Origin of the sequence: Aeromonas sp. MaB10011B (assembly GCF_017939325.1) — a bacterium.
Classification (GTDB): domain Bacteria; phylum Pseudomonadota; class Gammaproteobacteria; order Enterobacterales; family Aeromonadaceae; genus Aeromonas; species Aeromonas caviae.
This window is the reverse complement of record NZ_JAGKRK010000008.1, coordinates 140,087-165,778: the sequence shown is the minus strand read 5'-3', so window position 1 is coordinate 165,778 and position 25,692 is coordinate 140,087. Positions and strand designations below refer to the sequence as shown.

Annotated in this window: 25 protein-coding genes and 3 pseudogenes; 19 read left to right on the top strand and 9 right to left on the bottom strand. The window is 62.9% G+C overall.

All coding sequences use genetic code 11. From position 1 onward, the window contains the following. Window positions 1-47 precede the first annotated feature (47 nt). The 9 genes from mrdA (at window position 48) to J9893_RS03585 (ending at window position 9,337) form a co-directional block, all read left to right on the top strand. On the top strand, window positions 48-1,961 hold the full coding sequence (gene mrdA / locus J9893_RS03625) for a penicillin-binding protein 2 (protein ID WP_010673761.1): 1,914 nt from the start codon (window positions 48-50) through the stop codon (window positions 1,959-1,961). After that, the gene (gene rodA, locus J9893_RS03620; protein WP_010673760.1) at window positions 1,958-3,061 is read left to right on the top strand and encodes a rod shape-determining protein RodA; all 1,104 of its coding nucleotides are present in this window, start codon (window positions 1,958-1,960) and stop codon (window positions 3,059-3,061) included. Before mrdA ends, rodA begins: the two co-directional genes overlap by 4 nt. Then, complete coding sequence (gene mltB / locus J9893_RS03615) at window positions 3,061-4,059, top strand: lytic murein transglycosylase B (RefSeq protein WP_010673759.1); 999 nt, start codon at window positions 3,061-3,063, stop codon at window positions 4,057-4,059. Before rodA ends, mltB begins: the two co-directional genes overlap by 1 nt. After that, window positions 4,001-4,930 carry a septal ring lytic transglycosylase RlpA family protein gene (locus tag J9893_RS03610; RefSeq protein ID WP_143237179.1) on the top strand — a complete coding sequence of 310 codons (930 nt, stop codon included), beginning with the start codon at window positions 4,001-4,003 and terminating at the stop codon, window positions 4,928-4,930. The genes mltB and J9893_RS03610 overlap by 59 nt, the downstream gene beginning before the upstream one ends. A gap of 165 nt (window positions 4,931-5,095) precedes the next feature. Then, window positions 5,096-6,325 carry a D-alanyl-D-alanine carboxypeptidase family protein gene (locus J9893_RS03605; RefSeq protein ID WP_039041110.1) on the top strand — a complete coding sequence of 410 codons (1,230 nt, stop codon included), beginning with the start codon at window positions 5,096-5,098 and terminating at the stop codon, window positions 6,323-6,325. 277 nt (window positions 6,326-6,602) lie between these two features. Next, window positions 6,603-6,866, top strand: coding sequence for a DUF493 family protein YbeD (ybeD, locus tag J9893_RS03600; RefSeq protein WP_042078900.1), 264 nt, complete (start codon window positions 6,603-6,605; stop codon window positions 6,864-6,866). A 94-nt stretch (window positions 6,867-6,960) separates the two neighbouring features. Beyond that, complete coding sequence (lipB, locus tag J9893_RS03595) at window positions 6,961-7,653, top strand: lipoyl(octanoyl) transferase LipB (protein WP_143237178.1); 693 nt, start codon at window positions 6,961-6,963, stop codon at window positions 7,651-7,653. Between the two features lie 85 nt (window positions 7,654-7,738). Continuing rightward, on the top strand, window positions 7,739-8,704 hold the full coding sequence (lipA, locus tag J9893_RS03590; RefSeq protein WP_039041111.1) for a lipoyl synthase: 966 nt from the start codon (window positions 7,739-7,741) through the stop codon (window positions 8,702-8,704). A gap of 144 nt (window positions 8,705-8,848) precedes the next feature. Continuing rightward, on the top strand, window positions 8,849-9,337 hold the full coding sequence (locus J9893_RS03585) for a GNAT family N-acetyltransferase (RefSeq protein ID WP_143237177.1): 489 nt from the start codon (window positions 8,849-8,851) through the stop codon (window positions 9,335-9,337). Window positions 9,338-9,370: 33 nt separating this feature from the next. Here the strand turns inward: J9893_RS03585 and nqrE are convergent, their stop codons facing one another. The 6 genes and pseudogenes from nqrE to J9893_RS03555 form a co-directional block, all read right to left on the bottom strand. Then, on the bottom strand, window positions 9,371-9,970 hold the full coding sequence (gene nqrE / locus J9893_RS03580) for an NADH:ubiquinone reductase (Na(+)-transporting) subunit E (protein WP_010673752.1): 600 nt from the start codon (window positions 9,968-9,970) through the stop codon (window positions 9,371-9,373). Window positions 9,971-10,173: 203 nt separating this feature from the next. Beyond that, window positions 10,174-10,467: a hypothetical protein gene (locus J9893_RS03575; RefSeq protein ID WP_010673751.1), complete on the bottom strand. Its 294-nt coding sequence runs from the start codon at window positions 10,465-10,467 to the stop codon at window positions 10,174-10,176. Between the two features lie 305 nt (window positions 10,468-10,772). Continuing rightward, window positions 10,773-11,275 (bottom strand): annotated as a pseudogene (locus J9893_RS03570) (N-acetyltransferase). 40 nt (window positions 11,276-11,315) lie between these two features. Beyond that, window positions 11,316-12,497 (bottom strand): MerR family transcriptional regulator, encoded by a 1,182-nt coding sequence (locus J9893_RS03565; RefSeq protein WP_143237176.1) that lies wholly within the window; start codon window positions 12,495-12,497, stop codon window positions 11,316-11,318. 150 nt (window positions 12,498-12,647) lie between these two features. Further along, window positions 12,648-14,378 (bottom strand): single-stranded-DNA-specific exonuclease RecJ, encoded by a 1,731-nt coding sequence (gene recJ, locus J9893_RS03560; RefSeq protein ID WP_143237175.1) that lies wholly within the window; start codon window positions 14,376-14,378, stop codon window positions 12,648-12,650. Further along, window positions 14,344-15,048: a disulfide isomerase DsbC N-terminal domain-containing protein gene (locus tag J9893_RS03555; protein ID WP_039041117.1), complete on the bottom strand. Its 705-nt coding sequence runs from the start codon at window positions 15,046-15,048 to the stop codon at window positions 14,344-14,346. The genes recJ and J9893_RS03555 overlap by 35 nt, the downstream gene beginning before the upstream one ends. 259 nt (window positions 15,049-15,307) lie before the next feature. On the opposite strand from J9893_RS03555, the gene mscL reads away from it, so the two are divergent. Beyond that, the gene (gene mscL / locus J9893_RS03550) at window positions 15,308-15,718 is read left to right on the top strand and encodes a large-conductance mechanosensitive channel protein MscL (RefSeq protein WP_010673746.1); all 411 of its coding nucleotides are present in this window, start codon (window positions 15,308-15,310) and stop codon (window positions 15,716-15,718) included. 72 nt (window positions 15,719-15,790) lie between these two features. On the opposite strand, the gene xerD is transcribed toward mscL, so the two are convergent. Further along, window positions 15,791-16,690 (bottom strand): site-specific tyrosine recombinase XerD, encoded by a 900-nt coding sequence (gene xerD, locus J9893_RS03545; protein WP_042014490.1) that lies wholly within the window; start codon window positions 16,688-16,690, stop codon window positions 15,791-15,793. 183 nt (window positions 16,691-16,873) lie between these two features. Between xerD and fldB the strand changes: the two genes are divergently transcribed. The 6 genes and pseudogenes from fldB (at window position 16,874) to J9893_RS03520 (ending at window position 21,801) form a co-directional block, all read left to right on the top strand. Beyond that, complete coding sequence (gene fldB, locus J9893_RS03540) at window positions 16,874-17,392, top strand: flavodoxin FldB (protein ID WP_041212516.1); 519 nt, start codon at window positions 16,874-16,876, stop codon at window positions 17,390-17,392. Between the two features lie 128 nt (window positions 17,393-17,520). Further along, window positions 17,521-17,609, top strand: a pseudogene (locus J9893_RS21570) (flavodoxin FldB); the annotation flags it as partial. Between the two features lie 402 nt (window positions 17,610-18,011). Beyond that, a complete protein-coding gene (locus J9893_RS03535; RefSeq protein ID WP_210600883.1) occupies window positions 18,012-19,412 on the top strand; it encodes a TldD/PmbA family protein in 1,401 nt (466 codons plus the stop codon). Then, window positions 19,412-20,752: a metallopeptidase TldD-related protein gene (locus J9893_RS03530; RefSeq protein ID WP_210600882.1), complete on the top strand. Its 1,341-nt coding sequence runs from the start codon at window positions 19,412-19,414 to the stop codon at window positions 20,750-20,752. The genes J9893_RS03535 and J9893_RS03530 overlap by 1 nt, the downstream gene beginning before the upstream one ends. Window positions 20,753-20,893: 141 nt before the next feature. Next, a complete protein-coding gene (locus J9893_RS03525) occupies window positions 20,894-21,271 on the top strand; it encodes a VOC family protein (RefSeq protein ID WP_041212513.1) in 378 nt (125 codons plus the stop codon). Between the two features lie 224 nt (window positions 21,272-21,495). Next, window positions 21,496-21,801, top strand: coding sequence for a hypothetical protein (locus J9893_RS03520; RefSeq protein WP_041212512.1), 306 nt, complete (start codon window positions 21,496-21,498; stop codon window positions 21,799-21,801). Window positions 21,802-21,873: 72 nt separating this feature from the next. On the opposite strand, the gene J9893_RS03515 is transcribed toward J9893_RS03520, so the two are convergent. Then, the gene (locus J9893_RS03515) at window positions 21,874-22,800 is read right to left on the bottom strand and encodes a L,D-transpeptidase family protein (protein WP_041212511.1); all 927 of its coding nucleotides are present in this window, start codon (window positions 22,798-22,800) and stop codon (window positions 21,874-21,876) included. Between the two features lie 443 nt (window positions 22,801-23,243). On the opposite strand from J9893_RS03515, the gene yegQ reads away from it, so the two are divergent. The 3 genes and pseudogenes from yegQ to J9893_RS21565 all read left to right on the top strand — a co-directional run. Next, window positions 23,244-24,608 (top strand): tRNA 5-hydroxyuridine modification protein YegQ, encoded by a 1,365-nt coding sequence (yegQ, locus tag J9893_RS03510; RefSeq protein ID WP_010675357.1) that lies wholly within the window; start codon window positions 23,244-23,246, stop codon window positions 24,606-24,608. Between the two features lies 1 nt (window position 24,609). Then, complete coding sequence (locus J9893_RS03505; RefSeq protein ID WP_041212510.1) at window positions 24,610-24,858, top strand: YfhL family 4Fe-4S dicluster ferredoxin; 249 nt, start codon at window positions 24,610-24,612, stop codon at window positions 24,856-24,858. A 33-nt stretch (window positions 24,859-24,891) separates the two neighbouring features. After that, window positions 24,892-24,975, top strand: a pseudogene (locus J9893_RS21565) (ferredoxin); the annotation flags it as partial. 193 nt (window positions 24,976-25,168) lie between these two features. Here the strand turns inward: J9893_RS21565 and J9893_RS03500 are convergent. Then, window positions 25,169-25,561: a DUF1090 domain-containing protein gene (locus tag J9893_RS03500; protein WP_029314765.1), complete on the bottom strand. Its 393-nt coding sequence runs from the start codon at window positions 25,559-25,561 to the stop codon at window positions 25,169-25,171. Window positions 25,562-25,692 lie beyond the last annotated feature (131 nt).

Sequence of the window (25,692 nt, the reverse complement as noted above, 5' to 3'; positions counted from 1 at the left end):
CATGCATTTCTCCTCTCTCACCCGCACGTCAGCCACAAGGTAACGGCATGCTGAAGAATCGCATTGAAATGCGCGATCACAGTGCCGAGGGACGTCTGTTCTTCCGGCGCACCCTGGTCGCCTACATCGGCATGGTCACCCTCATGCTGGTGCTGCTGGCTAACCTCTACTACCTGCAAGTAGAGTCTTACGAAACTTATCAGACCCGATCCAACGACAACCGCATCCGTGTGGTACCGGTGGCGCCGCCCCGTGGCCTCATCTACGACGCCAACGGTGTCCTGCTGGCGGAAAACCGCCCGGTCTACAGCCTGGAGATCGTGCCCGAAGAGACCGAGAACCTGGAGAAGACCGCGGACGACCTTATCACCCTGCTGGCCCTGCCGGAGGGGACCAAGGAGAAGTTCCTGGCCGAGGTCAAACGTCAGCGCCGCTTCAAGCCCGTGCCCCTGTTCGAGAAGCTGACCGAATACCAGGTCGCCCTCTTCTCGGTCAACCAGCATAACTACCCGGGGGCCAGCATCGAGGCCTACCTCAAGCGCTACTACCCGTTCGGCGATACCCTGACCCATGCCCTGGGCTACGTGGCCAAGATCAACACCCGTGACGTGGAGCGCCTCGAGAAGGAGGAGAAGCTCGCCAACTATGCCGCCACCAAGGACATCGGCAAACAGGGGGTAGAGAAGTACTACGAGGATCAGCTGCACGGCGTGGCGGGTTATCAGGAGGTCGAGGTGAACAACCGCGGCCGGGTGGTGCGCACCCTGAAATTCCAGCCCCCCGAGCCCGGCAAGGACATCTACCTCAACATCGACATCCGCCTGCAGTTGAAAGCCCAGGAGCTGCTGGCCGGCCGCCGGGGCGCCATCGTGATGATGGAGCCCAACACCGGCGCCATCCTGGCCATGGAGTCGAGCCCGAGCTACGACCCCAACCTGTTCGTGACCGGCATCTCCAGCGCCAACTACTCGGCGCTGCTCAACGATCCCGCCCGGCCGCTGGTCAACCGCACCACCCAGGGCATCTATGCCCCCGCCTCCACCGTCAAGCCCATGATGGCGGTGATGGGGCTCAATGAGGGGGCGATCACCCCCAATTACCGCTACTTCGGCGGGCCCAGCTTCTCCATCCCGGGCACCACCAAGAAGTTCCGGGACTGGCGCCGCTGGGGCCACGGCTGGCTCGACGTCTATCGCGCCATCGAGGTCTCGGCGGATACCTATTTCTACGATCTCGCCTACCGGGTCGGCATCGACAAGATCAACAGCTACATGACCAAGTTCGGCTTCGGCCAGTACAGCGGCGTGGACCTCTATGAAGAGACCCGGGGCGTCATGCCCTCCCGGGACTGGAAGATGGCCCGCTGGCGTCAACCCTGGTACCAGGGGGACACCATCTCCATCGGCATCGGCCAGGGCTACTGGAGCGCCACCCCTATCCAGCTCGCCAAGGCCATCAGCATCCTGACCCAGAACGGTCACGACGTGACGCCGCACCTGCTCAAGAGCACCGCCTCCTCCGATGGCGTGGTCAACGCCCCCATCAACCCGAACGTGGCCATCGCCGCCAAGAGCGATACCTACTGGCAGGTGGCCAAGGACGGCATGTGGCGCGTCATCAACGGCCACGAAGGGACGGGGCGCCGCGCCTTCGCCAATACCCCCTACAAGGCGGCGGGCAAGTCCGGCACCGCCCAGGTGGTGGGCCTCAAGGAGAACCAGGTCTACAACGCGGCCACCACCAAGGTGGAGCACCGCGACAACGCCCTGTTCGTCGCCTTCGCCCCCTTCGAGGCACCCAAGGCGGTGGTCGCCCTGGTGCTGGAGAACGCCGGGGGCGGCAGCGCCATGGCGGCACCGGTCGCCCGCCACATGCTGGATGCCTATCTGCTCCCGCCGGAACCCCAGTTGCCACCGGCACCGGAAAAGCCGTCCCAACCGAGTGAGGTCGTTTCCCAATGAGTAATTCTGCCCGCCAGCAGAGCATCTGGTACAAGCTGCACATCGACCTGCCGCTGCTGCTCGGCCTGCTGACCCTGATGGCCCTCTCCATGGTGGTGCTCTACTCCGCCTCGGGCCAGGATCTCGACTCCATCGTGCGCCAGCTGGTGCGCGGCGCCCTGGCCTTCGGTCTGATGATCGGCATGGCCCAGCTGCCGCCCTCCCTCTATGCCCGCTGGTCGGTGCCCCTGTTTGCGGTGGTGGTGCTGCTGCTCATCGCGGTGGACGTGTTCGGCCATATCGGCAAGGGGGCCCAGCGCTGGCTCGATCTCGGCTTCATGAAGTTCCAGCCCTCCGAGGTGATGAAACTCTCCATGCCCATCATGGTGGCCGCCTGGCTCAGCCGGCACTCCCTGCCGCCAAAGTTCAGCCATGTGATGATCGCCCTGGTGATGGTGCTGCTGCCCACCCTGCTTATCGCGGCCCAACCCGATCTCGGCACCTCCATCCTGGTGGCCGCTTCCGGCTTCTTCGTCATCTTCCTGGCGGGGATCAGCTGGTGGCTCATCGGGCTCGCGGTCTTGCTCATCTGCGCCTTCATGCCGGTACTCTGGTTCTTCCTGATGCACGACTACCAGCGCCAGCGGGTGCTGATGCTGCTGGACCCGGAGAAGGACCCGCTCGGTCGCGGCTATCACATCATCCAGTCCAAGATTGCGATCGGCTCCGGCGGCGTGTTCGGCAAGGGGTGGCTGCAAGGCACCCAGTCCCAGCTCGAATTCCTGCCAGAGCGCCACACCGACTTCATCTTCGCCGTCTTCAGCGAGGAGTTCGGTCTGGTGGGAGTGGCCCTCTTGCTGGTCATCTACCTCTACATCATCAGCCGCTGCCTGTTTATCTCCATGCAGGCCCAGAACAGCTTCGAACGCCTGCTGGGGGGCGCCCTGACCCTGACCTTCTTCGTCTATGTGTTCGTCAACATGGGCATGGTAAGCGGCATCCTGCCGGTGGTAGGAGTTCCCCTGCCACTGGTGAGCTACGGCGGCACCTCCATGGTAACCCTGATGGCGGGCTTCGGCGTTCTGATGTCCATCCAGACCCACAGGCGGCTGCTCGCCTGATGCGGCTCGGCTGGCTGGCTCTATCTCTGTGCACCCTGACGGCGGGTGCTGCCGTCTCGCCGGCCCGGCTCAGCCTGCTGGCCGAGCAGCAGCAGGTGCCGCTGGCAGAGTTGCAGGCCGCCGCCGCCCAGGCCAGCCTGCGCCAGGAGGTGCTGGACACCATCCGCCGCCCCTGGGAAGCCAAGCCCTGGCACCGCTACAGGCCGCTGTTCGTCACCCCGGAGCGCATCCGGGACGGAGTGGGATTCTGGCAGCGCCATGCCGCCACCCTGGCACGGGCCGAGCAGACCTACCAGGTCCCCGCCTCCCTCATCGTCGCCATCATCGGCATCGAGACCTTTTACGGTCGACAGATGGGGCGCCATCCGGTGCTCGACAGCCTTTACACCCTGGGATTCCACTACCCCGAACGGGCGGATTTCTTCGCCAAGGAGTTTGCCCAGCTGGTGCTGCTTGCCCGGGAAGAGAAGTGGCCGCTCACCAATCTCAAGGGCTCCTATGCCGGCGCCATGGGCATGGGCCAGTTCATGCCCTCCAGCTACCGTCACTACGCGGTCGACTTCGACGGAGACGGCAAGCGGGATCTCTTCGCCAACCCGGCAGATGCCATCGGCAGCGTGGCCAACTACTTCGCCCTGCACCACTGGCGCTGGGGCGAGCCGGTGGTGGAGCCCGCCTTGATCGGATTGGCGCCAGTAGGTACCCTGCTTGCACCCGAGCCCGAGCTAAGACACCGCTGGGCAGAGCTGGCCGCAGCGGGCATTGAAGTCGCCACACCGCCGTCACCCGAGACGCCGGTAAAACTGCTGGCGATGGAGCAGGCCGAAGGACCGGAATACTGGGTCGCGCGCCACAATTTTTACGTGATCACCCGCTACAATCGCAGCCCTCTCTATGCGATGGCGGTGCATCAACTCAGTCAAGCAATCCAGGACGCTTATGCATTACAGCCACAAACTTCTTCCCCTCAGCCTGACCTTGTTGCTGGCCGCCTGTAGCAGCCAACCCGAGCCCCAGCCGCTGCCGCCAGAGCCCATCCCCCAGGAGAAGCCCCAGGTCATCGAGATCCCCCAGGCGACCGGCGCCATTCCCCGCCCCGAACCCATGAGCGAGAGCGGCAACCGGGACTACTGGATCGGCAAGCAGAAGTTTGAGGTGTGGCGCGACGTCAAGCACTACAGCGAGGAAGGCACTGCCAGTTGGCTCTCCCGGGATCTGGACGGCAACAAGACTGCCAACGGTGACGTGCAGGACAGCACCCTGTTCAGCGCCGCCCACCGCAACCTGCCCCTGCCAAGCTACGTGCGGGTCACCAATCTGGACAACGGTCTGGAGACCATAGTTCGCGTCAATGATCGCGGCCCCTTCGGCAGCGATCGCCTCATCGATCTCTCCCACGCCGCCGCCGCGCAGCTGGAGATGGTGGAAGGGGGTGAGGCCCGGGTGCGCCTCGAACTCATCACCGATCAGCCGGATCAGATGGTAGAGATGGTGCCCATGACCCCGATGACGCCCATGGAGCCTGCGGCGCCAGCAGCCAATTCCTTCGCGAACGAGACGCCGGCCCCCACGGCACCGGCCAAGGCCGCCCCTGCTCCTGCTCCTGCCGCCACGGCAACCACCACCGTCTCCCCCCCCAAGGCCGGAGCGACCCAGGGCAAGATGATCCAGGTGCTCGCCAGCGGCTCGCAGGCGCGGGCCGAGGCCATGGGCAAGGTGATGACCCAGCGCTATGGCGTGCCGTACCAGGTGGTGGCGCACGGCGCCGTCTTCCGCGTCCTGCTCGGACCCGTGGCCAGCGACAAGCAGGCCCCCCTGCTCGAGCAGATCCGCCAGGGTGGGTTGGAGCAGGCCTTCATCGTGCCCTGATACCCGCCCCGACCTCGCGCCGGGATACGACGCGAGGTCGGGGGCCATCCCATAAAATCCCGTCCAGGTCGCATCTCGGACTATGACCGACACGCACATCTGGTATAGTGGGGCCCGCTTTTTTTCAACTTGGGTACATCCCATCCAGGCACCAGGAATTTCAAGATGTCCAAATTTGCCCGCTCCGTTATTCTGGCCTCCCTGTTAAGCGCCACCGCTCAGGCCAACCAGCCTGTTCCGACCCCGGATTCGGCCCTGCCGAGTGCCCAGCCGGTCCCCACTTTGAACAGCGCCCCCATGGTGGTGCCTGCCGCGCCCGAGATCTCCGCCAAGGCCCATATTCTGATCGACTACTTCTCCGGACAGGTGCTGGCCGAGCAGAACGCCGACGAGCGTCTGCCCCCCGCCAGCCTGACCAAGATGATGACCTCCTACATCGTCGGCGACGAGCTGCACAAGGGGAACATCAAGGGCACCGACATGGTGACCATCAGCCAGAACGCCTGGTCCAAGAACTACTCCGACTCCTCCAAGATGTTCATCGAGGTGGGCAAGCAGGTCTCCGTCGATGATCTCAACAAGGGCATCATCATCCAGTCCGGCAACGACGCCTGCGTCGCCATGGCCGAGCACCTGGCGGGCAGCACCGACTCCTTCGCCAGCCTGATGAACGCCTGGGCCGCCAAGCTCGGCATGAAGGACTCCCAGTTCAAGAACCCCCACGGCCTGGATGAAGAGGGCCACTACAGTACCGCCCGCGACATGGCCCGCCTGGGTCAGGCTCTGATCCACGATCAGCCGGAGGAGTACAAGATCTACTCCCAGAAGTCCTTCGTGTTCAACGGCATCACCCAGCACAACCGCAACCGCCTGCTGTGGGACCAATCCCTGCAGGTTGACGGCATCAAGACAGGCCACGTCAGCCAGGTCGGCTACAACCTGGTCTCTTCCGCCACCAACAACGAAGGCATGCGCCTGATCGCCGTGGTCATGGGGGCCAACAGCGAGGCCTCCCGCGCCGCCGAGAGCAAGAAGCTGCTCACCTACGGCTTCCGCTTCTTCCAGAGCCTGACCCCCTACAAGGCGGGCACCGAACTGGTCACCCAGAAGATCTGGATGGGCGACAAGTCTGAAGTTAAGCTGGGGGTCGACAAGGACGTCTCCGTGCTGGTCACCCGTGGCCAGGGCAACAACCTCAAGGCGGACTTCCAGCTGGAGAGCGAGCTGAAGGCGCCCCTGGCCAAGGGCCAGCGCGTCGGCACCGTGTACCTCAAGCAAGGGGACAAGGAGATCAAGCAGGTTCCCCTGGTTGCCCTGGAAGAGGTGCAGGAAGGTGGCCTGATGAGCCGCCTGTGGGATTACCTGGTGATGCTGGTCTCCAGCTGGTTCAAGTAACAGACCCTTCCTCAAGCAGCGGCGCCAACAGGCGCCGCTGCTGTCTTTTGCGGTCTGTCCAGTCAATAACCCTGTAATCTGCAGGTTCCGCCGACTGACGATTTGTGGTAAAAAGCAGCATTTCCACGTCTTGCCGAATCACCGGACCTTGATCCCGGTGCGGACAATGCCCATATAGACTGGGGTGATGCCCCTAGAGGCGCATGTCGGCGGCCTCCGTCAGCCCTGCAAGATGAAAGATGAAGTCGCTTCCCGGCGACGCAGAAAGGTGAAGTAGATGAATACCAAGTTTGATGAACTGCTGGAGTTCCCCTGCAAGTTCCCGTTCAAGGTGCTCGGCGTGGCCGACCCCGCCCTGCCCGACATGGTGGTGGAAGTGCTGCAGCAGCACGCCCCCGGCACCTACAGCCCGACCGTTCAGCCGAGCTCCAAGGGTAACTATCACTCGGTACGAGTGACGGTCACCGCCCACAGCAAGGAACACATCGAGGCCATGTACACCGCCCTCGGCAAGATCGAGCTGGTTCGCTACGTCCTGTAAGTCACCTCTCTCGCCCCGTCACCGGGGCGACTGATTATCTGCCACCCGGTTGCACCGACTATCGTACCGACCCAGCGCCTGTCAGTGAGGAAAGATGTCACCCGAAACGCCCGCCGTGCCACAATCGCCCCCCAGCCAGCTGATCGTCAGACAGCTGGGCCGTCGCCCCTACCAACCGGTATGGGACGCCATGAAGGCCTTCACCGACAACCGCACCGGCGACACCCCGGACGAGTTCTGGGTGGTGGAGCACGACCCCGTCTACACCCAGGGTCAGGCCGGCAAGGCCGAACACCTGCTCGCCCCCGGCAACATTCCTGTGGTGCAGAGCGATCGCGGTGGTCAGGTGACCTATCACGGCCCGGGCCAGCTGGTGCTCTACGTGCTGGTGGACGTGCGCCGCAGCAAGCTCTCTGTACGGGAGCTGGTGACCTGCCTCGAAACCGCCATCATCAACACGCTCGCCAAAAGCAATATCGAGGCCTACGCCAAGGCCGATGCCCCCGGGGTCTACGTGAAGAACGAGCTCGGCATGGAGGCCAAGCTGGCCTCCCTCGGCCTGCGCATCCGCAAGGGCTGCTCGTTCCACGGGTTGGCCCTCAACGTCAACATGGACATGACCCCCTTCCTGCGCATCAATCCGTGCGGCTATGCGGGCATGGCCATGACCCAGACCAGCGCCCTGGGCGGCCCGCAGAGCGTCGCCGAGGCACAGTCCCTGCTGGTGACGGAGCTGGCTCGCCTGATTGGCTACCAAGAGATCACGAATACCGAAGAGGCGGCATGAGCAACCCCATGCCCCGTGGTCACGAGGGAGCCGCAAGGCCCCTGGTGACCGTCAACCAGACAATAACAAACACCGAGAGTGAATCATGAGCAAACCCGTTCGTATGGAGCCGGGCGTCAAGCTGCGCGATGGCGACAAGATGGCCCTGATCCCGGTGAAATTCATGCCGGATCCCAACGAGGAAGTGCTGCGCAAGCCGGAGTGGATGCGGATCAAGCTGCCGCCGTCGAGCCAGAAGATCGAGCACATCAAGAGCACCCTGCGCAAAAACAAGCTGCACTCTGTGTGTGAAGAGGCTTCCTGCCCCAACCTGGCGGAGTGCTTCAACCACGGCACCGCGACCTTCATGATCATGGGCGCCATCTGTACCCGCCGCTGCCCCTTCTGCGACGTGGCCCACGGCCGTCCGTTGCCGCTGGATCCGGAGGAGCCGAAGAAGCTGGCACTCACCATCAAGGAGATGAACCTCAAGTACGTGGTGATCACCTCGGTGGACCGCGATGATCTGCGGGACGGCGGTGCCCAGCACTTCGCCGACTGCATCCGCGAGATCCGCGAGCACAGCCCCCAGACCCGCATCGAGATCCTGACCCCGGACTTCCGTGGCCGGATGGAGCAGGCGCTGGAGGTGTTCCGCGAGACCCCGCCTGACGTCTTCAACCACAACCTGGAAACCGCCCCGCGCATGTACCGGGTTGCCCGTCCGGGTGCCGACTACAAGTGGTCCCTGGAGCTGCTGCGCCGCATCAAGGAGATGCACCCCCACGTGCCGACCAAGTCCGGCCTGATGATGGGCCTTGGCGAGACCAACGAGGAGATCGTCGAGGTGCTCAAGGATCTGCGCGAGCACGGCGTCAACATGCTGACCCTGGGCCAGTACCTGCAACCGAGCCGCCACCACCTGCCGGTGAAGCGTTATGTGCCGCCCGCAGAGTTCGACGAACTCAAGGATGTGGCCATGGATCTCGGCTTCAGCCACGCCGCTTGCGGTCCCTTCGTGCGTTCCTCCTACCACGCAGACCTGCAAGCCAAGGGGGAAGAGGTCAAATAAGCCTCTTTTCCTGCAGGCAGAAAAAGAGCGTCCCTGGGCGCTCTTTTTTTATCGCCGTCACCTCACAGGCAGCGGTTGTCCCTTTGTGATTGGCGCCGTTCTGGCGTAACGTGGCCACTCCCCTTCTCTGGAGTGCTGTGCCGGATGCCGACTCTCACCGTTCGCCTGATCCCCCTGCGTGACGCAGACTTTCCCGCCTATCGCGACTACTTCATCGAGGAATACGCCCAGGATCTTGCCAGCAACCACGGGATGGCGCTGCCTGACGCCCACCGTCAGGCCGACGCCTCGTTGCAGCAGCTCCTGCCACTGGGTGTCGCCACCCCGGGTCATCACCTGCTCGCCATGGTACCTGAAGCCTCGAACGCGCCGGGCGAGCCTCTGGGCTATCTCTGGCACACCATCGACGCCGCCGCCGGCACCACCTTCATCTACGACTTCTATGTGACACCGCCCCATCGTGGTCGCGGCCTCGGCAAGGCAGCCATGGCCGCCCTGGAGGCGCAGCTCGCCCCCCTAGGCATCCACCAGATCAAGCTGAGGGTGGCCCATGACAACCCGAGGGCACTGGCGCTCTATCAGGCGCTGGGCTTCACCATCACGGGCTACAACATGGCAAAGCGTCTGGATTGAGCACCTTCATTGGGCCACCACCCGGCCCATGGCTCAGAGCGAGATGCCGGAAAAAGACATGAAGCCGAGGGACATCAGCCCCGCCACGATGAAGGTAATGCCGATACCCCGCAGCCCCTCGGGCACATCCGAATACTTCATCTTCTGGCGCAACCCCGCAATGGCGACGATGGCCAGCAGCCAGCCCAGCCCTGAGCCCGCCCCGTAGACCACGGATTCGATGAAGTCGTAATCCCGCTGCGCCATGAACATCACCCCGCCGAAGATGGCGCAGTGCACCGTCAGCAGCGGCAGATAGATGCCGAGCGCGTGATGGAGCGCCGGGAAATGTTTGTCGAGCACCATCTCCATCACCTGCACCAGCGCCGCCAGCACCCCGATATAGACGATGAAATCGAGAAAGCCCAGATCAAACTCCCCGAGGAAGGTACTCTCGGGACGCAGGATATGGCGGTAGATCAGGTTGTTGAGGGGGATGGCGATCACCATGACCACCAGCACCGTCATGCCCAAACCGAAGGCGGTGTTGATGTTCTTGGAAACGGCCAGGAAGGTGCACATGCCAAGGAAGAAGGCCAGCGCCAGGTTTTCCACAAAAATCGACTGGATGAAGAGATTGACGTAATAGTCCATGAATGAGTTCACCACTTGGTTGCAATAAGAGCACGTCCGCGCCCGGCCAACGGCCAGTCGCGAAGATGACGTCACGGATGACGTTTACAGAGAGAGCTGGCGCAGCACCCGGTAATGACCACGGCAGCCGCCAGACTGCCGAGCAGCCCGGTCAGCGGTACTCAATGACGGGGATCAAACGGGCAGGCGCCCGGCTGGTGAACCTAGTCGCCCTGGCAGAAGCGATATTGCAGGTGGTGGCAGCGAAGCCGCCGTGTGTGCAGAGCGCCGAAGTAGTCGGGCCGCTGCCTGAGATAGATGAGAGGCAGGAAAAACAGCAGGCCGCAGAGCAGGCCGAGGATCTCGTGCTGGAACCAGGCCAGCAGCATCTGGTAGAGCTCGGCATGAGCAGCCCCTTCCAGTCGCCGTCCCTGCTCGAAACCGAGCCGCCACTGGGAGGCGGGCGGCAGGCTGACGTTGTCGGCAAGCCCCGGGTTCGCTGGCTCATGGAACAGCATCGGCCGCTCCTGCCCTTGCGTCTCCATTCCCTTAGTTGCAACGACCCCTGCCGCCGCCGCAGCGGCAAGCCAGAGAAGGCAGGCGATGGCAAGCACCATCGGCCATGACGAGGGGCGGCGAGAGGATGACAAGGGTTTTTCCGTCAAGAAAAATTACAGGTGGAATATATCACAATACCGTCACTTATTGCATTTTCCACCATGAGATATTAACAGGAGCGATATTAAACACCGCCCCATTCCCTAAAACCGGCAAGGTTGCACCACCTTGAGAAAGCGACTTGCATCTTCCTCAAGGTGAGGGCTCACCCCTGCTCGAAGGCCGGGTGGTAACATACTTCGCCACTGGGCATGGCAGCGCCGAACGAGCGGGCCATGAAGTACTCGGGCGGCACGCCGGGCAGCGTCAACCCCGGCTCGGGCACGAAACCGAAACGGCCGTAGAAGCCGGGATCCCCCAGCACCACGCAGCCGGCCGCCCCCATCCCCTTGAGCTCGGCCAGACCCGCTTCCATCAGCCGTGACCCCAGCCCCTTGCCGTGCAGCGCAGGAGCAACAGAAATGGGGCCAAGGCCATACCAGCGCTCGCTGCCATCGCTGATGGTCACCGGCGAGAAGCAGAGGTGACCGACCACCCGCCCCCCCTGCTCCGCCACCAGCGACAGGCTGAGTGCCCCGGCCTGGCGCAGGTCACGCACGATCAGCTGCTCGTTGTGATCGGTATGGGGGCCTTGAGGAATGCGGCCACGGTCACCGCTTCGATGGCGTCATGATCGGCGCCCGTTTCGGGTCGGATGAGGATGTTCATCAGGGTTTCTCCGTTTGCTCTCTTTCAATGGATGACCTGATCAGACTGCCTGCAGGCAGCAGATCACATAGCCATAGCTATCCAGGTATTGGCGGTGGATGGCCACTTCCCGGCTCAGATCCTGCCAGGCTGGGCTATCCCCCAGCTCGGCACGGTGGCGCGCCAGATTGCGCTCGATGGGATCCAGATAGTTGTCCCAGGCCCTTTGCGGCAACGGGGTGTGCCACAGGCAGCGATAACCCGCCTCCTTCACCGCTTTGAGCAGGCCCGCCAGGGTCTGCATGGCGGGATAATCCCGCAGCCAGAACGCCAGCGCCCCCTCTGGCGGCGTGTCCGTCAGCCACACCAGGTCGCTCAGCACCAGGCTGGCAGCAGGACCGGCAAGGTACGGCCGCCATGCCTGCAAGGCGTTGGCCACCCCTATGGTGTAGGCGCTCCCCTCGGCCCAGATGAGATCGGCGGGGGCCAGGTCTGCCGGCAGCGCCGCCATGTTGGCGCACAGGGTAGTGACCTGACTCAGCCCCGCCGCACTGGCCGATCTCGCCACGGCGGCCAGCGCCTCCTCGTCCAGATCGATGGCTACGATGGGGGCGTCCGTCACCTGTGCCAGCGCCAGGGTGGCGGCGCCGCGCCCGCAGCCCATGTCGAAGATCCGGCGAGGCTGGCTGGGCAGCGCGGCAAATTGCTGCTGGGTGAAGAGGCTATCGCCCGGCCCCCAATAGCTCATGCCATCCAGCAGCAGCTTGAAATCCCGGATGTAGCGCTCATGTTCATTCATGTCTTTGCTGAGCCACTGCAGGTGGTAACGCGCTTTTTCACTGAATCCCTGCTTCATCACCCAGGCAAAGTAAGCCTGCGGGGCTTGATGCTGCAGTTGCCGCTGCCAGGCCTTGAACTCGTCGTCGGAGTGCGCACGCAAACCGGCGAGATCCGCCAGCAGATCCCGGGCGCGTTGCATCCGCGCCAGCTCTTCATCCAGCTCCCTGACCCGGGTTTCCAGCGTTGCCTGCTCCAGCTCGCCCGCCAGACAGGCGAGGCACTGCTTGAGGCTGAGCCCGCCGGCCTGCAGGGCCTGTACCATCCGCAGCCGCTGCAGATCGTCATCGTCGTAGTGGCGATAGCCGTTGGCGCCCCTTGTGCCCGCAATCACCCCCAGCTTCTCGTAATAGAGCAGGGTGGAGCGGGCCAGGCCGCAGCGCCGGGCCAGTTCGGATATTTTCATGACAACGACTCGCTGAGGGGTCCGTGACCCGATGAAGGGAAGCTTAAACTGTGAAGCAATAGACGGGTCAACGACAACATCCGGGTTCACACCATAAAAAAACGGCCACCCTGAGGTGGCCGTCATCGACAGCAAGAGAGACTCGCGGGATCAGAGGCCGGCGGCTTCCAGATGCTCCACCAGCAGCTGCACGCTGCGGTTGCCGCGCCACTCGTTGACGTCAAGCCGGTAGACCAGCCGCACCCGCTTCACCGAGGCATCGGGCCAGCGCTGCAAGTCGACGCCAAAGGCGATGGCATCCACCGCATGGCCGGAATCCGTGGTCAGCATCATCTTGAGGTGCTTCTCCCCCACCAGCCGCTGCTGCACCAGCACGAATTCCCCGTCAAACAGCGGCTCGGGAAAGGCCTGACCCCAGGGGCCGGAGGCGCGGATCAGCTCCGCCAGCTCGAGGGTGAGCTCGTCCGGCAGCAGCTCGCCGTCGGTGAGCAGCACCCCGGTCAAGAGCTCAGGGGTCACCAGCTCGCCGATGACCGCCTCGAAGGCACGGCCGAAGGCCTCGATATTGGCCTTGGGCAGGGTCAACCCGGCCGCCATGGCGTGGCCGCCAAACTTGCCCATCAAGCCGGGGTGGCGGGTATCGAGCAGTTCCAGCGCATCGCGCAGGTGCACCCCCGGGATGGAGCGCCCGGATCCCTTGAGCTCGGTCTCGCTGCTCTCGGCAAAGGCGATGACCGGGCGGTAGTACTTCTCCTTCACCTTGGAGGCCACCAGCCCCACCACCCCCTGATGCCACTCGTTTCGGTGCAGCACGATGCCGGAGGGCACCTCGCCGTCACGAAAACGGATCTGCTCCAGGGTGGCGAGCGCCTCCTGCTGCATCCCCTGCTCGATCTCCTTGCGCTCCTGGTTGAGGCTGTCCATTTCGGAGGCGAACTGGCGCGCCAGGCTGATGTCGTCACAGAGCAGACAGGCGACTCCGAGGGACATGTCATCGAGCCGGCCCACCGCGTTGAGGCGCGGCCCCAGCGCAAAGCCGAGATCGGCAGCGCACAGGCGACGCCCGTCGCGGCCCGACACATCCACCAGCGCCTGGATGCCGGGGCGACAACGGCCGGCCCGGATCCGCTGCAACCCCTGATGAACCAGGATGCGGTTGTTGCCATCCAGCGCCACCACGTCGGCCACGGTGCCGAGGGCCACCAGATCGAGATAATCCGCCACGTTGGGGGCGCGCAGCCCCTGGCGCTCATACCAGCCGCTCTGGCGCAGATGGGTGTTGAGGGCCGCCATCAGATAGAAGGCGACCCCGACCCCGGCCAGGGACTTGGAGGGGAAGTCGCAGCCATGCTGGTTGGGGTTCACTATCGCGTCGGCGTCAGGCAGCTCATGACCCGGCAAATGGTGATCGGTAACCAGTACCTGCATGCCGGCCGCCTTGGCCGCCGCCACCCCGGCGATGCTGGAGATGCCGTTGTCCACCGTGATCAGGAACTCGGCGCCGCGGGCCACCGCCAGCTCGACGATCTCCGGGGTGAGGCCATAGCCGAACTCGAAGCGATTGGGCACCAGAAAATCGATGTGGTGCCCCCCCATGGCGCGCAAGGCCAGCACGCACAGGGCCGAGCTGGTGGCGCCGTCGCAGTCGAAGTCACCGACGATGAGAATGCGTTTTTGCGCCGTCAGCGCCTCGGCCAGCAGCGGCACCGCCTGCGCCATGCCGAACAGACGCTGGGGCGGCAGCAGCTGGTTGGCGCTGCGCTCCAGCAGGGCAGGGTCTTCTACCCCGCGGCTGGCGAAGATCTGGCGAAGCAGCGGGTGCAGGGTGGCGGGCAGATGGGAATCATCAACTCGCGGACGACGACGGATTTGCAGGGGCATTGATGTGATCCAGTATCTTGAGCAGTTGTTCGGGGCTCTGGTAACCACGCACCAGATCACCATTGGGCAGGACCCAGCTCGGTGACGCCTTGATCCCGAGCCATTGGCTCAGGCCGATATGATGGGCAAGGATCGCATTACAGCCGCTCTCAGGCAAACGATCGCTGAAGTTGAGTTCGCGCAGCAGCCCGGGATCGCACCAGCTAGCCTGATCCGAGGCGGCGACAGGCGCAGGCAGCAGTTGCACGCTCACGCCCCTCGCCTGCAAGCGGGGCAATTCCTCCAGCGCGATGCGGCAAGGACCGCAGGCGAGATCGGTAAACAGGGTGAGGCGGTGGCGTTCAGGGGTGGCCTTGAGCCAGAGCCGGGCCTCCCCTATCTGGGAGAGCGCCAACCTGCGTTGCTGCTGCTGGCTGAGCCGGGTGAGGTTTCTCATGTCGTGGGCCAGATCCAGCATGGAGCCCTGCAGCACATAGTCTCCCCTGGCATCGCTGTAGAGCAGTCCCTGGGCCGTGCCCAGCAGATAGAGGCCCGGCATGGGGGTCTCGTCCACCAGGTAGACCTGCACACCGAGGCGCTGCTCTATGGTCTGTTTCAACACATGGGGGTCCATCCCCGCGCTGGCCGCAAAAGCGCACAGCAGCATCATTCCCAGCAGTAAATATCGCATCAGCTCATTCACTTGGCATGATTGAAGGGTCTCATAAGGTAACCCAGACAATTCCCTCTCCCAAAGACCTTAATTAGTGATCGATTAATAACGTCCGCAAGAAAAAATCACGGGATGACAGGTTGCCAATCGGGCTTGAGCCCCGCAAGCTAATCAGGACGACGGGAGACATCTTTAGTCATCCCTCTGTTTTGCTGATGTTTTATTATTCAAATCGACGTGCGCTCAGGTGGCACGTTGTCCATTTCTAGGGGGAAAAATGAGTCTGATTCAAGAGTTCAAGGCCTTTGCATCCAGGGGCAATGTGATCGACATGGCGGTCGGTATCATCATAGGTGCCGCCTTTGGCAAGATTGTCTCCTCCTTCGTGGGAGACGTGATCATGCCCCCCATCGGGCTGATCCTGGGGGGCGTGGATTTCAGCGATCTCGCCGTGACCCTGAAGGCCGCCGAAGGGGATGCCCCTGCCGTGGTCATCGCCTACGGCAAGTTCATCCAGACCTGTATCGACTTCCTGATCATTTCCTTCGCCATCTTCATGGGGCTCAAGGCCATCAACACCCTGAAGAAGAAGCAGGAAGAGGAAGCCGCTGCCCCGGCCGGCCCCACCAAGGATCAGGAGCTGCTGACCGAGATCCGCGACTTGCTGAAATCCCAGCAGGGGAAATAACCGTTTCCTCCCTGTCGTGTGCTGAAAAAAACCGCCTTCGGGCGGTTTTTTGTTGCAAGGCCGATGAGGCGATCAGGCTCTGGGGTGGTGCTGGCCGTGCAGTGCCTTGAGCCGCTCGTTGGCCACGTGGGTATAAATCTGGGTGGTGGAGAGATCCGCGTGGCCCAGCAGCATCTGCACCACTCGCAGATCGGCGCCGTGATTGAGCAAGTGGGTGGCGAAGGCGTGACGCAGGGTGTGGGGGGAGAGTTCCCCCCTGATGCCGGCTCTCAGGGCATAGAGCTTGATGCGGTGCCAGAAGGTCTGGCGGGTCATCATCCGGGCCCGCTTGGAGGGGAACACCACGTCCGAGCTGGTGCCACCCAGCAGCAGGGTGCGCCCCTCCCGGTAGTAGCGCTCCAGCCAGTGCACCGCCTCCTCCCCCATGGGCACCAGGCGCTCCTTGTTGCCCTTGCCCACCACTCGCACCAGCCCCTGGCGCAGGCTGACGTGTTCGGCGGTCAGCCCCACCAGCTCGGACACCCGCAGCCCGGTGGCGTAGAGCAGCTCAAGCATTGCCTTGTCCCGCAGCTCCAGCGGGTCGTCCACCAAGGGCGCTTGCAGCAGCGCCTCCACCTCGGCTTCGCTCAGATCCGATGGCAGCTTTTTGGGGAGCTTTGGCCCCTCCAGCAGCACGGTGGGATCGTCGCTGCGCAGCTTCTCGCGATTGAGATACTGGTAGAAGCGGCGCAGGGCCGAGAGGAAACGGGCCGTGCTGCTGGCCGCGAACTGATGGTCCACCCGCCAGGCGAGGTAGTGCTGGATGTCGTCCAGCCCCGCCAGCAGCAGGGAACCGCCTTGCTCATCGAGCCAGAGGGCAAATTTTTCCAGGTCGGTGCGATAGGAGCTGACCGTGTTGTCGGAAAGCCCCCGCTCCAGCCAGAGGGCGTCGAGAAACGGCTCGATCAGGGGATGGGATTCTGCTTTGCTCATGGTGCGCCGCGCTCAGGGAAACAGGTCGCCATTGTAACGTGCCGACCCACCCGGGCCGCAAGGCAAGGCTGCACATCCCCTCAGGCGGTGAAGAGCCCGGCGCAATCTGCTAGACTGGCGCCCTCCCCCCGGGCGCCGCTGTGCCGGTCACGCCCCTTGCCGACTGCGATCAAGAGAAGAGCGATGAAGATAGGTTTGTTTTATGGCTCCACCACCTGCTACACCGAGATGGCCGCCGAGAAGATCCGCGCCCTCATCGGCCCCGAGCTGGTCGATCTCCACAACATCAAGGATGTGCCCCTCGCCCGCATGCAGGAGTACGACATCCTGATCCTGGGCATCTCCACCTGGGACTTCGGCGAGCTGCAGGAGGACTGGGAATCTCGCTGGGAAGACATCGCCGACCTGCATCTGGAGGGACGCATCATCGCCCTGTTTGGCATGGGCGATCAGCTGGGCTATGGGGAGTGGTATCAGGATGCCCTCGGCCTGCTGCACGATCAGCTGGTCCCCAAGGGGGTCAAGCTGGTGGGCTACTGGCCCAACGAGGGATACGAGTTTGACGCCTCCAAGGCGCTCATCGACGATGGCCGTCACTTCGTCGGGCTGGCCCTCGATGACGCCAACCAGTACGACCAGACCGAGTCCCGTATCGAGCAGTGGGTCGACCAGATCCTGAGCGAGATCCACGAACTGCTCTGACCCTGGCCGCCTGGATGTTCGACGACGCCAGCCAATGGACGACCAGACCGACCCCGCATCGAGCAGTGGGTCGACCAGATCCTGAACGAGATCCACGAACTGCTCTGATCCTGATCGCCTGGATGTTCGACGACGCCAGCCAATGGACGACCAGACCGAGTCCCGTATCGAGCAGTGGGTCGACCAGATCCTGAGCGAGATCCACAAACTGCTCTGACCCTGATCGCCTGGATGTTCGACGACGCCAGCCAATGGACGACCAGACCGACCCCGCATCGAGCAGTGGGTCGACCAGATCCTGAGCGAGATCCACGAACTGCTCTGATCCTGATCGCCTGGATGTTCGACGACGCCGGCCAATGGACGACCAGACCGACCCCGTATCGAGCAGTGGGGCGACCTCATATCAAGCGAGCGCCATGAGCGGCGCCAACCTCCCCTGTCGGTAGCCTGCGCTCGGGCTGCCGGGCGCATAAATCGCACCGATTTTCTCGTTCGGTATCATCGGCTGACGCTATAGCGACTTTTTGCTTCTGGTCTGCAACAATGAGGTCGACACCCCATAACAACACAACGCCGGGTGTCGGAAGCAAACGGACAGACCAGAAAAGGATATTCTATGACTTCATTCTCCCTGTTGGCCCCCGCCATCGCCCGCGACGTGCTCGATCACGCGCTGGCGCTGGGTGCCGACTTCGCCGAGCTGTTTGTGGAGCGCAAGCGCCGCAGCCAGCTCAGCCTGCTCTCCAGCCAGATAGAGAACATCAGCGGTGGTCTCGACTTCGGTATCGGCGTTCGCCTGTGCTACGGCCACAAGGTGCTCTACGGCTACACCAACCTGGCCGATCGCAACGAGCTCTTGCGTATCGTTACCCTGCTGGCGGCCAAGGACAGGCGTGACCCCGTGGTCACCTCCACTGCCTTTGACTTCACCCGCCTGACCGACCGCAACCCGATCGCTCTGCCGCTGTCGGCCGACAAGCTGCTGGAGCAGAAGATCGCCTACCTGCATGCCATGGACGCTGCGGCCCGCGCCGAGAGCGACAAGGTGAGCCAGTTCTCGGGCAACGTGCTCGGCTGGGAGCAGGAGGTGGAGATCTTCAACAGCGAAGGGGTGCAGGTGAGCGATCGCCGCCACTACAACCGCATCATGGCCCAGACCATCGCCCTGGACGGGGGCGAGCAGAGCGTAGGTTATGAAGCCCCCGGTGCCATGAAGGGATGGGAGCATGCCGAGAGCATCGATCCCCGCGAGCTGGCTCTCACCGCCACCCGCCAGGCACTGGTGAAGCTGGGCGCCGCCCCCTGCCCGAGCGGCAAGCTGCCGGTCATCATGGAGAGCGGCTTTGGCGGCGTCATCTTCCACGAGGCGTGCGGTCACCTGCTGGAGACCACCTCGGTGGCCAAGAAGGCATCCGTGTTCCACGACAAGATGGGCCAGCTCATTGCCAACCCCGCGGTCAGCGCGGTGGACGAGGGCTTGCAGGGCAACGCCTGGGGCTCCATCAACGTCGATGACGAGGGGATGGCGACCCAGCACACCCAGCTCATCAAGGACGGCGTGCTGACCGGCTTCCTGGTGGACAGAATGGGGGCCCTTCGCACCGGCTACGCCCGCACCGGTTCCGGGCGCCGGGAATCCTACAAGTTCGCCCCCGCCTCCCGCATGCGCAACACCTATATCGAACCGGGCAACTACAGCCTTGACGACATGCTGGCAACCGTGGAGCACGGCATCTATGCCAAGCGGATGGGGGGTGGCTCTGTGCAGCCCGGTACCGGCGAGTTCAACTTCAACGTGCAGGAGGCCTACCTCATCGAGGGGGGCAGGATCACCCGGCCCCTCAAGTCGGCCACCCTGATCGGCACCGGCCCGCAGGTATTGAAGGAGATCTCCATGGTGGGGCGCGATCTGGCCCTCTCCGCCGGCATGTGCGGCTCGGTCTCCGGATCCATTCCCGCCTCGGTCGGCCAGCCGCCGCTCAAGGTTGACAGCATTCTGGTCGGAGGGAACGCCTGATGAGCCAGCTCGACATGAACCAACTGCTTGCCCGTCTGCTGGACCAGGTCGCCGATCTGGGTGCCGAGGCAGACGTCATCGCCAATCAGGAGAAGGCCTTCTCCCTCAAGGCCGACAAGGGCGAACTCAGTGAATACAAGGTCACCAGCAGCCAGCAGATCGGCATTCGCCTCATCAAGGAAGGCCGGGTCGGCATCGCCTATTCCGAGTCCCTCGACGCGTCGGCCCTGGACGCCATGGTGCAGGATGCGCTCGATGCGAGCCGCTTCGCCAAGGTGGACCCGGATCAGCGCATCACAGTGCAGCAGAGCAGGCTCATCACCGACTGCACCGAGATACATCAGGCCGACACCACGGCGGTGGAAGAGAAGATCGCCCTGACCCTGCGCCTCGAGTCCGACATGCTGGCCCTGCCGGACGTGACCGGCGCCCCCTACAACGGCTTCTTCGAGGGGGAGAGCCGCCTCTGGCTTGCCAACAGCCAGGGCAGCCTCTGCGAACATCAGGAATTCAGCGTCGGCTGCCACAGCTCCGCTCTCATCGAGCGAGAGGGCCGCCAGTCCATGCACTACCAGGGACAGTACGCACGGCGCTTCGACGAGTTGGAGAGCCAGCCTCTCATCCGCCAGATCCACGCCGTGGCCGATGGCCTGCTGATGGGTGAGGCGGTGCCGAGCGGTCGCTACAGCGTCATCTTCAGCACCCACTGCTTTGCCAGCCTGTTTGGCTGCTTCCAGTCCGCACTGTCTGGCAAGTGGGCCCAGCAGGGGATCAACCCCTGGCGCGACAAGCTGGGCCAAAGCGTGGTTTCTCGCTGGCTCACCCTGGAGAGTCGTGCCTATATGCCGGGGGGCATGAAGATCAAGGCGTTTGACGGCGAAGGGGCCGCCACTTCGGATCTCCTGCTCATCGGCGAGGGGGAGCTCAAGACCCTGCTGCACAACAGCGCCACCGCCCGCCACTTCGGCGTGACAAGCAACGGTGCAGCCGCCCGCAGTGCCCGCAGTGCCCTGGACGTGGCCCCTCGTCACCTGGTGTTCGGGCTCGGCCCCCACGGCGAGGCCGAAGTACAAAGCGGTGAGTACCTGGAGCTGGTCAAGCTGGACGGCCTGCACTCCGGGGCCGATGCGGTGAGCGGCGACTTCTCGTTCGGCGCCTCCGGCTTCCTCTGCCGAAATGGCGAGCGCGTGGCGCCGGTACGCGGCATCACGGTGGCGGGCAACTTCTATCGTCTGCTCGGGGAGCTGGAAGCGGTCGGCAACCAGCTGCACCACGACGATGGCAAGGACTTCTATGCCCCGCTGATCCGCTTTGGCGGGCTCAGCATTGCCGGCAAATAAGAGGGGAGCCTTACTCGGCTCTTCCCCCTTCAAGCGGCGCCATCAGGCGCCGCTTTTTTTATCCATGGCGCCCCCCGACGGCCACTTCTAACCTCAAAGAGCCACCGACCGCGTTGGCCGGGAACTCTGGAGAATACGACGATGGACAACACCCTGGTCTGGGCCGACATTCCGACACGGGATCTGGATCGCGCCATGGACTTCTACTCGGCCCTGCTCGATGTGCAGGTCACCCCCATCCAGGAAGAGACCATGCGCTTTGCCATGCTGCGCCACGACGGCAGCAACGCGGCGGCCTGTCTCGGCCCCATGGACAAATATCACCAGCCCGGCGGTGCCGGTCCCCTCATCTATCTCTCCCTCGGTGACAGGCTGCAGGAGGCGGAGCTGCTGGTCCCCCGGCTCGGCGGGCGGGTGCTCGAACCCCTGCACAGCATCGGCAGTGGTCATGGATCCCGGGTCATCATCGAGGATACCGAAGGCAACTGGCTTGCCCTCTATGCCCCGCCGACCGCCTGAGGAAGATGGAAGCCTCATCGGGATACCCTCCGCCGAGTCACTCGCAGCCGGCCATGGCAAGGGCAACCCTCGGGTTGCCCTGTTTTTTCATTTAACCCGCCAGAGTCGGTCTCCATAGCAACCACTCAAATAGCACTCACACTCCCTCTGACCGGGCCGATATTGGCAGTGCAGGAAATGAAAAGTGGTTTTCTACCTGCGTGCAAGACAATCAGGAGGTCTGCATGAAGCCAATCGTAGTCGCACTCACCTTCGCCAGTTTGGGTATGTCGGTGGCACAGGCGGGGCCGGCGACCAGTACTGGTCACATCACAGTCAGCGGAGCAATCGTTGAAGATGCCTGCCACATCGAGCAGCAACAGGATCAGGTGCAGGTCACCTGTCTATCGGGCCCACAGCAAACGACAGATACCCTCAATCTGAGACAGTTGGCAAAACAGTCGTCACAGCGTCTCGCCACCAGCCAGGTTTCCTATCGATGGATTGACTCGCGCCAAACCATGGCAATCATCACCATCAGCCACGAATGAACCTTGCCAATACCGGAAACAACAACGGCGACCATCAGGTCGCCGTTGTTGTTTAACTGCACTTGCCGGCCATTACGCCTCTGGATTGAGGCGGGTCGGGATGCCGGTACGCTGTTCCAGCACCTGCTTGACCACGTTGGAATCGCTGTCAGCGTGGGCGATGAAGCGGGTGGTAGCCGGGGTCATGGGCAGCGGCACGGAGGCGGTGGAGTTGAACTCTTCCTCGGTGCGCGACAGCGGCTCGTGCACTTCCATGTAGCGACCGCCATCCGGCTCGACCGTGGTCTTGACCGGCTGGTTGACGAACTGGACGCGGGTGCCGACCGGCACGTGATCGAACAGGTACTTGATGTCGTCGGCGCGCAGGCGCACGCAGCCGCTGCTCACCCGCAGACCGATGCCAAAGGTGGCGTTGGTGCCGTGGATGGCGTACAGGTTGCCGATGTAGAGCGCGTGCAGGCCCATGGGGTTGTCCGGGCCGGCCGGCCAGACCGCGGGCAGGGTCTTGCCCTGGGCGGCGTAGCGGCGACGGATATTCTCGGTCGGGGTCCAGGTCGGGTTGGCACGCTTGCGCTCAACCTTGGTGATCCAGTTCTCCGGGGTGTTGACCCCGAGCTGGCCGATGCCGATGGGCAGCACATGCACCACGTTCTTGCCCTTCGGGTAGTAATAGAGACGCATCTCCGCCACGTTGATGACGATCCCTTCGCGGGGAGCGTTGGGCAGGATCAGCTGATGGGGAATGATCAGCGTGCTGCCCGCCTTGGGCAGGTAGGGGTCGACGCCCGGGTTGGCTTCCATGATGTTGGTCAGACCCAGCTGGAAGTCAGAGGCGATCTGCTCCAGCGGACGGTTGTCTGCGGGCACCACGTATTCCTGGTTCTCACCGATCAGGCGGCTGTTGGCTGCAGGCAGCTGGTATTCAACGGCGGCGGCCTGCTGGCTGACCAGCGCCAGCGTACATAAAAGAGCCGAAGCGGCAATGCGAAGGGGATTCATAAAATTCCTGTATGGTTTCCTGTTCCTGTGGGCCTTTGCCCTGCTCATCATCGGTCTCTTGTGGGCCCGTCACCGGGGACCAACAACCGAGCGCGCATTCTTTCCCGAGCAGGGCAAAATTTCAACTTGGAGATGGTCTTTTTCGCCGAAAAGATCCATTTCACCGCCAACTCAGGGGCATCTTTCACCCCTTGCACTCTAGCAACCCCAGTCTGAGCGTAAAATGAACATGGCGCAGGCATGCCAAGGCCGTCCCAAATTGCATGACGAGGCGGTCACGAGTACAATCTCGCACCCCGTATATCCGGAGTATCGAGTCACCTCCTGCTCCGATGTACCCCCATCGGATGGCCGTGCGTCGAAGACGGTCGCGCCACCGATGAACCCACACGACGCCATCAGGTGGCGCCGTCCTGATTTGCAATCAGATAAAAGAGTCCAACATGTTCAGACCAGAATTGCTCTCCCCTGCCGGGACCCTCAAGAACATGCGCTACGCCTATGCCTATGGCGCAGACGCCGTCTATGCGGGCCAGCCGCGCTACAGCCTGCGGGTACGCAACAACGAATTCGATCACGAGAATCTGCAGCTCGGCATCAACGAGGCCCATGCCCTCGGCAAGCAGTTCTATGTGGTGGCCAACATCCAGCCCCACAACTCCAAGCTCAAGACCTTCATCCGCGACATGCGCCCCGTGGTGGATATGAAGCCGGATGCACTCATCATGTCCGATCCCGGCCTCATCATGATGATGCGCGAAGCCTTCCCCGACATGCCTATCCACCTCTCGGTGCAGGCCAACGCGGTCAACTGGGCCACGGTGAAGTTCTGGCATCAGATGGGCCTGACCCGTGCCATCCTCTCCCGCGAGCTGTCTCTCGACGAGATCGAGGAGATCCGCATGCAGGTGCCGGAGATGGAACTGGAAGTCTTCGTCCACGGGGCGCTGTGTATGGCCTACTCCGGCCGCTGCCTGCTCTCCGGCTACATCAACAAGCGTGACCCCAACCAGGGTACCTGCACCAACTCCTGCCGCTGGGAGTACAAGGTGCACGAGGGCAAGGAAGATGACGTGGGCCAGATCGTCCACCGCCAGGAGCCCATCGCCGTGCAAAAGGTGGATCCGACCCTGGGCGCAGGCAAGCCGACCGATGCCCTGGTGCTGCTGGAGGAGTCCAACCGCCCGGGCGAGTTCATGACTGCGTTTGAAGACGAGCACGGTACCTACATCATGAACTCCAAGGATCTGCGCGCTGTCGAGCACGTCGAGCGCCTGACCAAAATGGGCGTTCATTCCCTGAAAATCGAAGGCCGTACCAAGTCCTTCTACTATTGCGCCCGTACCGCCCAGGTCTATCGCAAGGCCATCGACGATGCGGTGGCTGGCCGTCCGTTCGATCCGACCCTGATGGGCACCCTCGAGAACCTGGCCCACCGCGGCTACACCGAGGGCTTCCTGCGCCGTCACAACCACAGCGAATACCAGAACTACGACTACGGTTACTCCGTCTCCGACACCCAGCAGTTCGTCGGCGAGATCACCGGTCGCAATGGTGACATGGTCGAAGTCGAGGTGAAGAACAAGTTCCTGCTGGGCAATAGCCTGGAGCTGATGACCCCCCAGGGCAACCTCAGCTTCAACCTGGAGCAGATGCAGAACCGCAAGGGCGAGCTCATCGACACCGCGCCGGGCAACGGCCACGTGGTCTACGTGCCGGTTCCCAAGGAGATCGACGTGAATTACGGCATCCTGCTGCGCAACCTTGGCGAGCGCGAGGATACCCGTCAACCTCACTCGGCGGCCTGAGATGGCACTGCTCATCACCGACAAGTGCATCAACTGTGACATGTGCGATCCGGAGTGTCCGAACCAGGCCATCGCCCTGGGAAGCAAGATCTACGAGATAGACCCGGATCGCTGCACCGAATGCGTCGGCCACTATGAGAAGCCCACCTGCATCAGCGTCTGCCCTATCGACTGCATCATCTGGGATCCCGCCCATGTGGAAACCGAAGATCAGCTGATGGAAAAGTTTGTGCGGATGCACAGGCAGTAGCAGTAACACCTGCATCAGCATCTGCTCTACAGGGACTGCATCCTCCGGGATCCCGTCCATAGGGTGGAAACCGAAGATCAGTTGATGGAAAAGTTCGTGCGGATGCACAGGCAGTAAGCCTGTATCAGCGTCTGCGCCCTATGGACGGCATCCTTCGAGATGTCCGTCCATAGGGTGGAAACCGAAGATCAGTTGATGGAGAAATTCGTGCGGATGCACAGGCAGTCCGCGTCTGACACGCGCGGAGTGCATTATCCAAAAATAGAAAAAGCCGGGCATGCCCGGCTTTTTCTATTGCGCTGCCCTTCCCTCAGGGTTTGACCAGTTTTTGCAGCGCCTCGAGTTCGCGCTGGGCTTCCAGCAACTCGGCCTGGGACTCCTCCAGCTTGGACTGCTTCTTGGCAATCTTGTCCGGCTTGCCCGATACCCGTGCGCTCTGCAACTCGGCCAGCCGCTCTTCCACTTCTTCCCTCTGCTTGACCACCTTGCGTTGCTGCTCCTCAAGGAGCCCGGCATCGGTACAATGGGCCTCCAGGTTGCGCAGTGCCCGCTCAAGGCCGGCTACCTGCTCCTGGTTGTTGTGCTCTCTGGCGAACGCAAGCTGATCCGTCACGGCCTGCTCTCTGGCCTTGCAGCCGATGTTTTCACTACCATAGGCTTGTCCGGCCAACAACAATAAGCCTATTCCGGCGATCTTCCACATAACAACCTCTTTGTTCTGTCATACTGGATGGCCGTCCATGAGACCTGACTCCCTGTGTGAGGTCAAGACACACGGGGCCGGGCTACGACAGAGTGTGCTCTGCATCATGCCGGGCCGCTTTCGCCGAGGCT

What these genes read in the sequence shown, in the direction of transcription:
- rodA (WP_010673760.1), top strand. Translation starts at nt 1,958, where the DNA reads ATGAGTAATTCTGCCCGCCAGCAGAGCATCTGGTACAAGCTGCACATC.
- mltB (WP_010673759.1), top strand. Translation starts at nt 3,061, where the DNA reads ATGCGGCTCGGCTGGCTGGCTCTATCTCTGTGCACCCTGACGGCGGGT.
- mrdA (WP_010673761.1), top strand. Translation starts at nt 48, where the DNA reads ATGCTGAAGAATCGCATTGAAATGCGCGATCACAGTGCCGAGGGACGT.
- J9893_RS03520 (WP_041212512.1), top strand. Translation starts at nt 21,496, where the DNA reads ATGAAGCCAATCGTAGTCGCACTCACCTTCGCCAGTTTGGGTATGTCG.
- J9893_RS03530 (WP_210600882.1), top strand. Translation starts at nt 19,412, where the DNA reads ATGAGCCAGCTCGACATGAACCAACTGCTTGCCCGTCTGCTGGACCAG.
- J9893_RS03575 (WP_010673751.1), bottom strand. Translation starts at nt 10,467, where the DNA reads ATGCTGTTCCATGAGCCAGCGAACCCGGGGCTTGCCGACAACGTCAGC.
- J9893_RS03605 (WP_039041110.1), top strand. Translation starts at nt 5,096, where the DNA reads ATGTCCAAATTTGCCCGCTCCGTTATTCTGGCCTCCCTGTTAAGCGCC.
- recJ (WP_143237175.1), bottom strand. Translation starts at nt 14,378, where the DNA reads ATGCCCCTGCAAATCCGTCGTCGTCCGCGAGTTGATGATTCCCATCTG.
- J9893_RS03535 (WP_210600883.1), top strand. Translation starts at nt 18,012, where the DNA reads ATGACTTCATTCTCCCTGTTGGCCCCCGCCATCGCCCGCGACGTGCTC.
- J9893_RS03505 (WP_041212510.1), top strand. Translation starts at nt 24,610, where the DNA reads ATGGCACTGCTCATCACCGACAAGTGCATCAACTGTGACATGTGCGAT.
- J9893_RS03585 (WP_143237177.1), top strand. Translation starts at nt 8,849, where the DNA reads ATGCCGACTCTCACCGTTCGCCTGATCCCCCTGCGTGACGCAGACTTT.
- yegQ (WP_010675357.1), top strand. Translation starts at nt 23,244, where the DNA reads ATGTTCAGACCAGAATTGCTCTCCCCTGCCGGGACCCTCAAGAACATG.
- fldB (WP_041212516.1), top strand. Translation starts at nt 16,874, where the DNA reads ATGAAGATAGGTTTGTTTTATGGCTCCACCACCTGCTACACCGAGATG.
- J9893_RS03515 (WP_041212511.1), bottom strand. Translation starts at nt 22,800, where the DNA reads ATGAATCCCCTTCGCATTGCCGCTTCGGCTCTTTTATGTACGCTGGCG.
- nqrE (WP_010673752.1), bottom strand. Translation starts at nt 9,970, where the DNA reads ATGGACTATTACGTCAATCTCTTCATCCAGTCGATTTTTGTGGAAAAC.
- J9893_RS03500 (WP_029314765.1), bottom strand. Translation starts at nt 25,561, where the DNA reads ATGTGGAAGATCGCCGGAATAGGCTTATTGTTGTTGGCCGGACAAGCC.
- lipB (WP_143237178.1), top strand. Translation starts at nt 6,961, where the DNA reads ATGTCACCCGAAACGCCCGCCGTGCCACAATCGCCCCCCAGCCAGCTG.
- J9893_RS03555 (WP_039041117.1), bottom strand. Translation starts at nt 15,048, where the DNA reads ATGCGATATTTACTGCTGGGAATGATGCTGCTGTGCGCTTTTGCGGCC.
- lipA (WP_039041111.1), top strand. Translation starts at nt 7,739, where the DNA reads ATGAGCAAACCCGTTCGTATGGAGCCGGGCGTCAAGCTGCGCGATGGC.
- xerD (WP_042014490.1), bottom strand. Translation starts at nt 16,690, where the DNA reads ATGAGCAAAGCAGAATCCCATCCCCTGATCGAGCCGTTTCTCGACGCC.
- ybeD (WP_042078900.1), top strand. Translation starts at nt 6,603, where the DNA reads ATGAATACCAAGTTTGATGAACTGCTGGAGTTCCCCTGCAAGTTCCCG.
- J9893_RS03525 (WP_041212513.1), top strand. Translation starts at nt 20,894, where the DNA reads ATGGACAACACCCTGGTCTGGGCCGACATTCCGACACGGGATCTGGAT.
- mscL (WP_010673746.1), top strand. Translation starts at nt 15,308, where the DNA reads ATGAGTCTGATTCAAGAGTTCAAGGCCTTTGCATCCAGGGGCAATGTG.
- J9893_RS03610 (WP_143237179.1), top strand. Translation starts at nt 4,001, where the DNA reads ATGCATTACAGCCACAAACTTCTTCCCCTCAGCCTGACCTTGTTGCTG.
- J9893_RS03565 (WP_143237176.1), bottom strand. Translation starts at nt 12,497, where the DNA reads ATGAAAATATCCGAACTGGCCCGGCGCTGCGGCCTGGCCCGCTCCACC.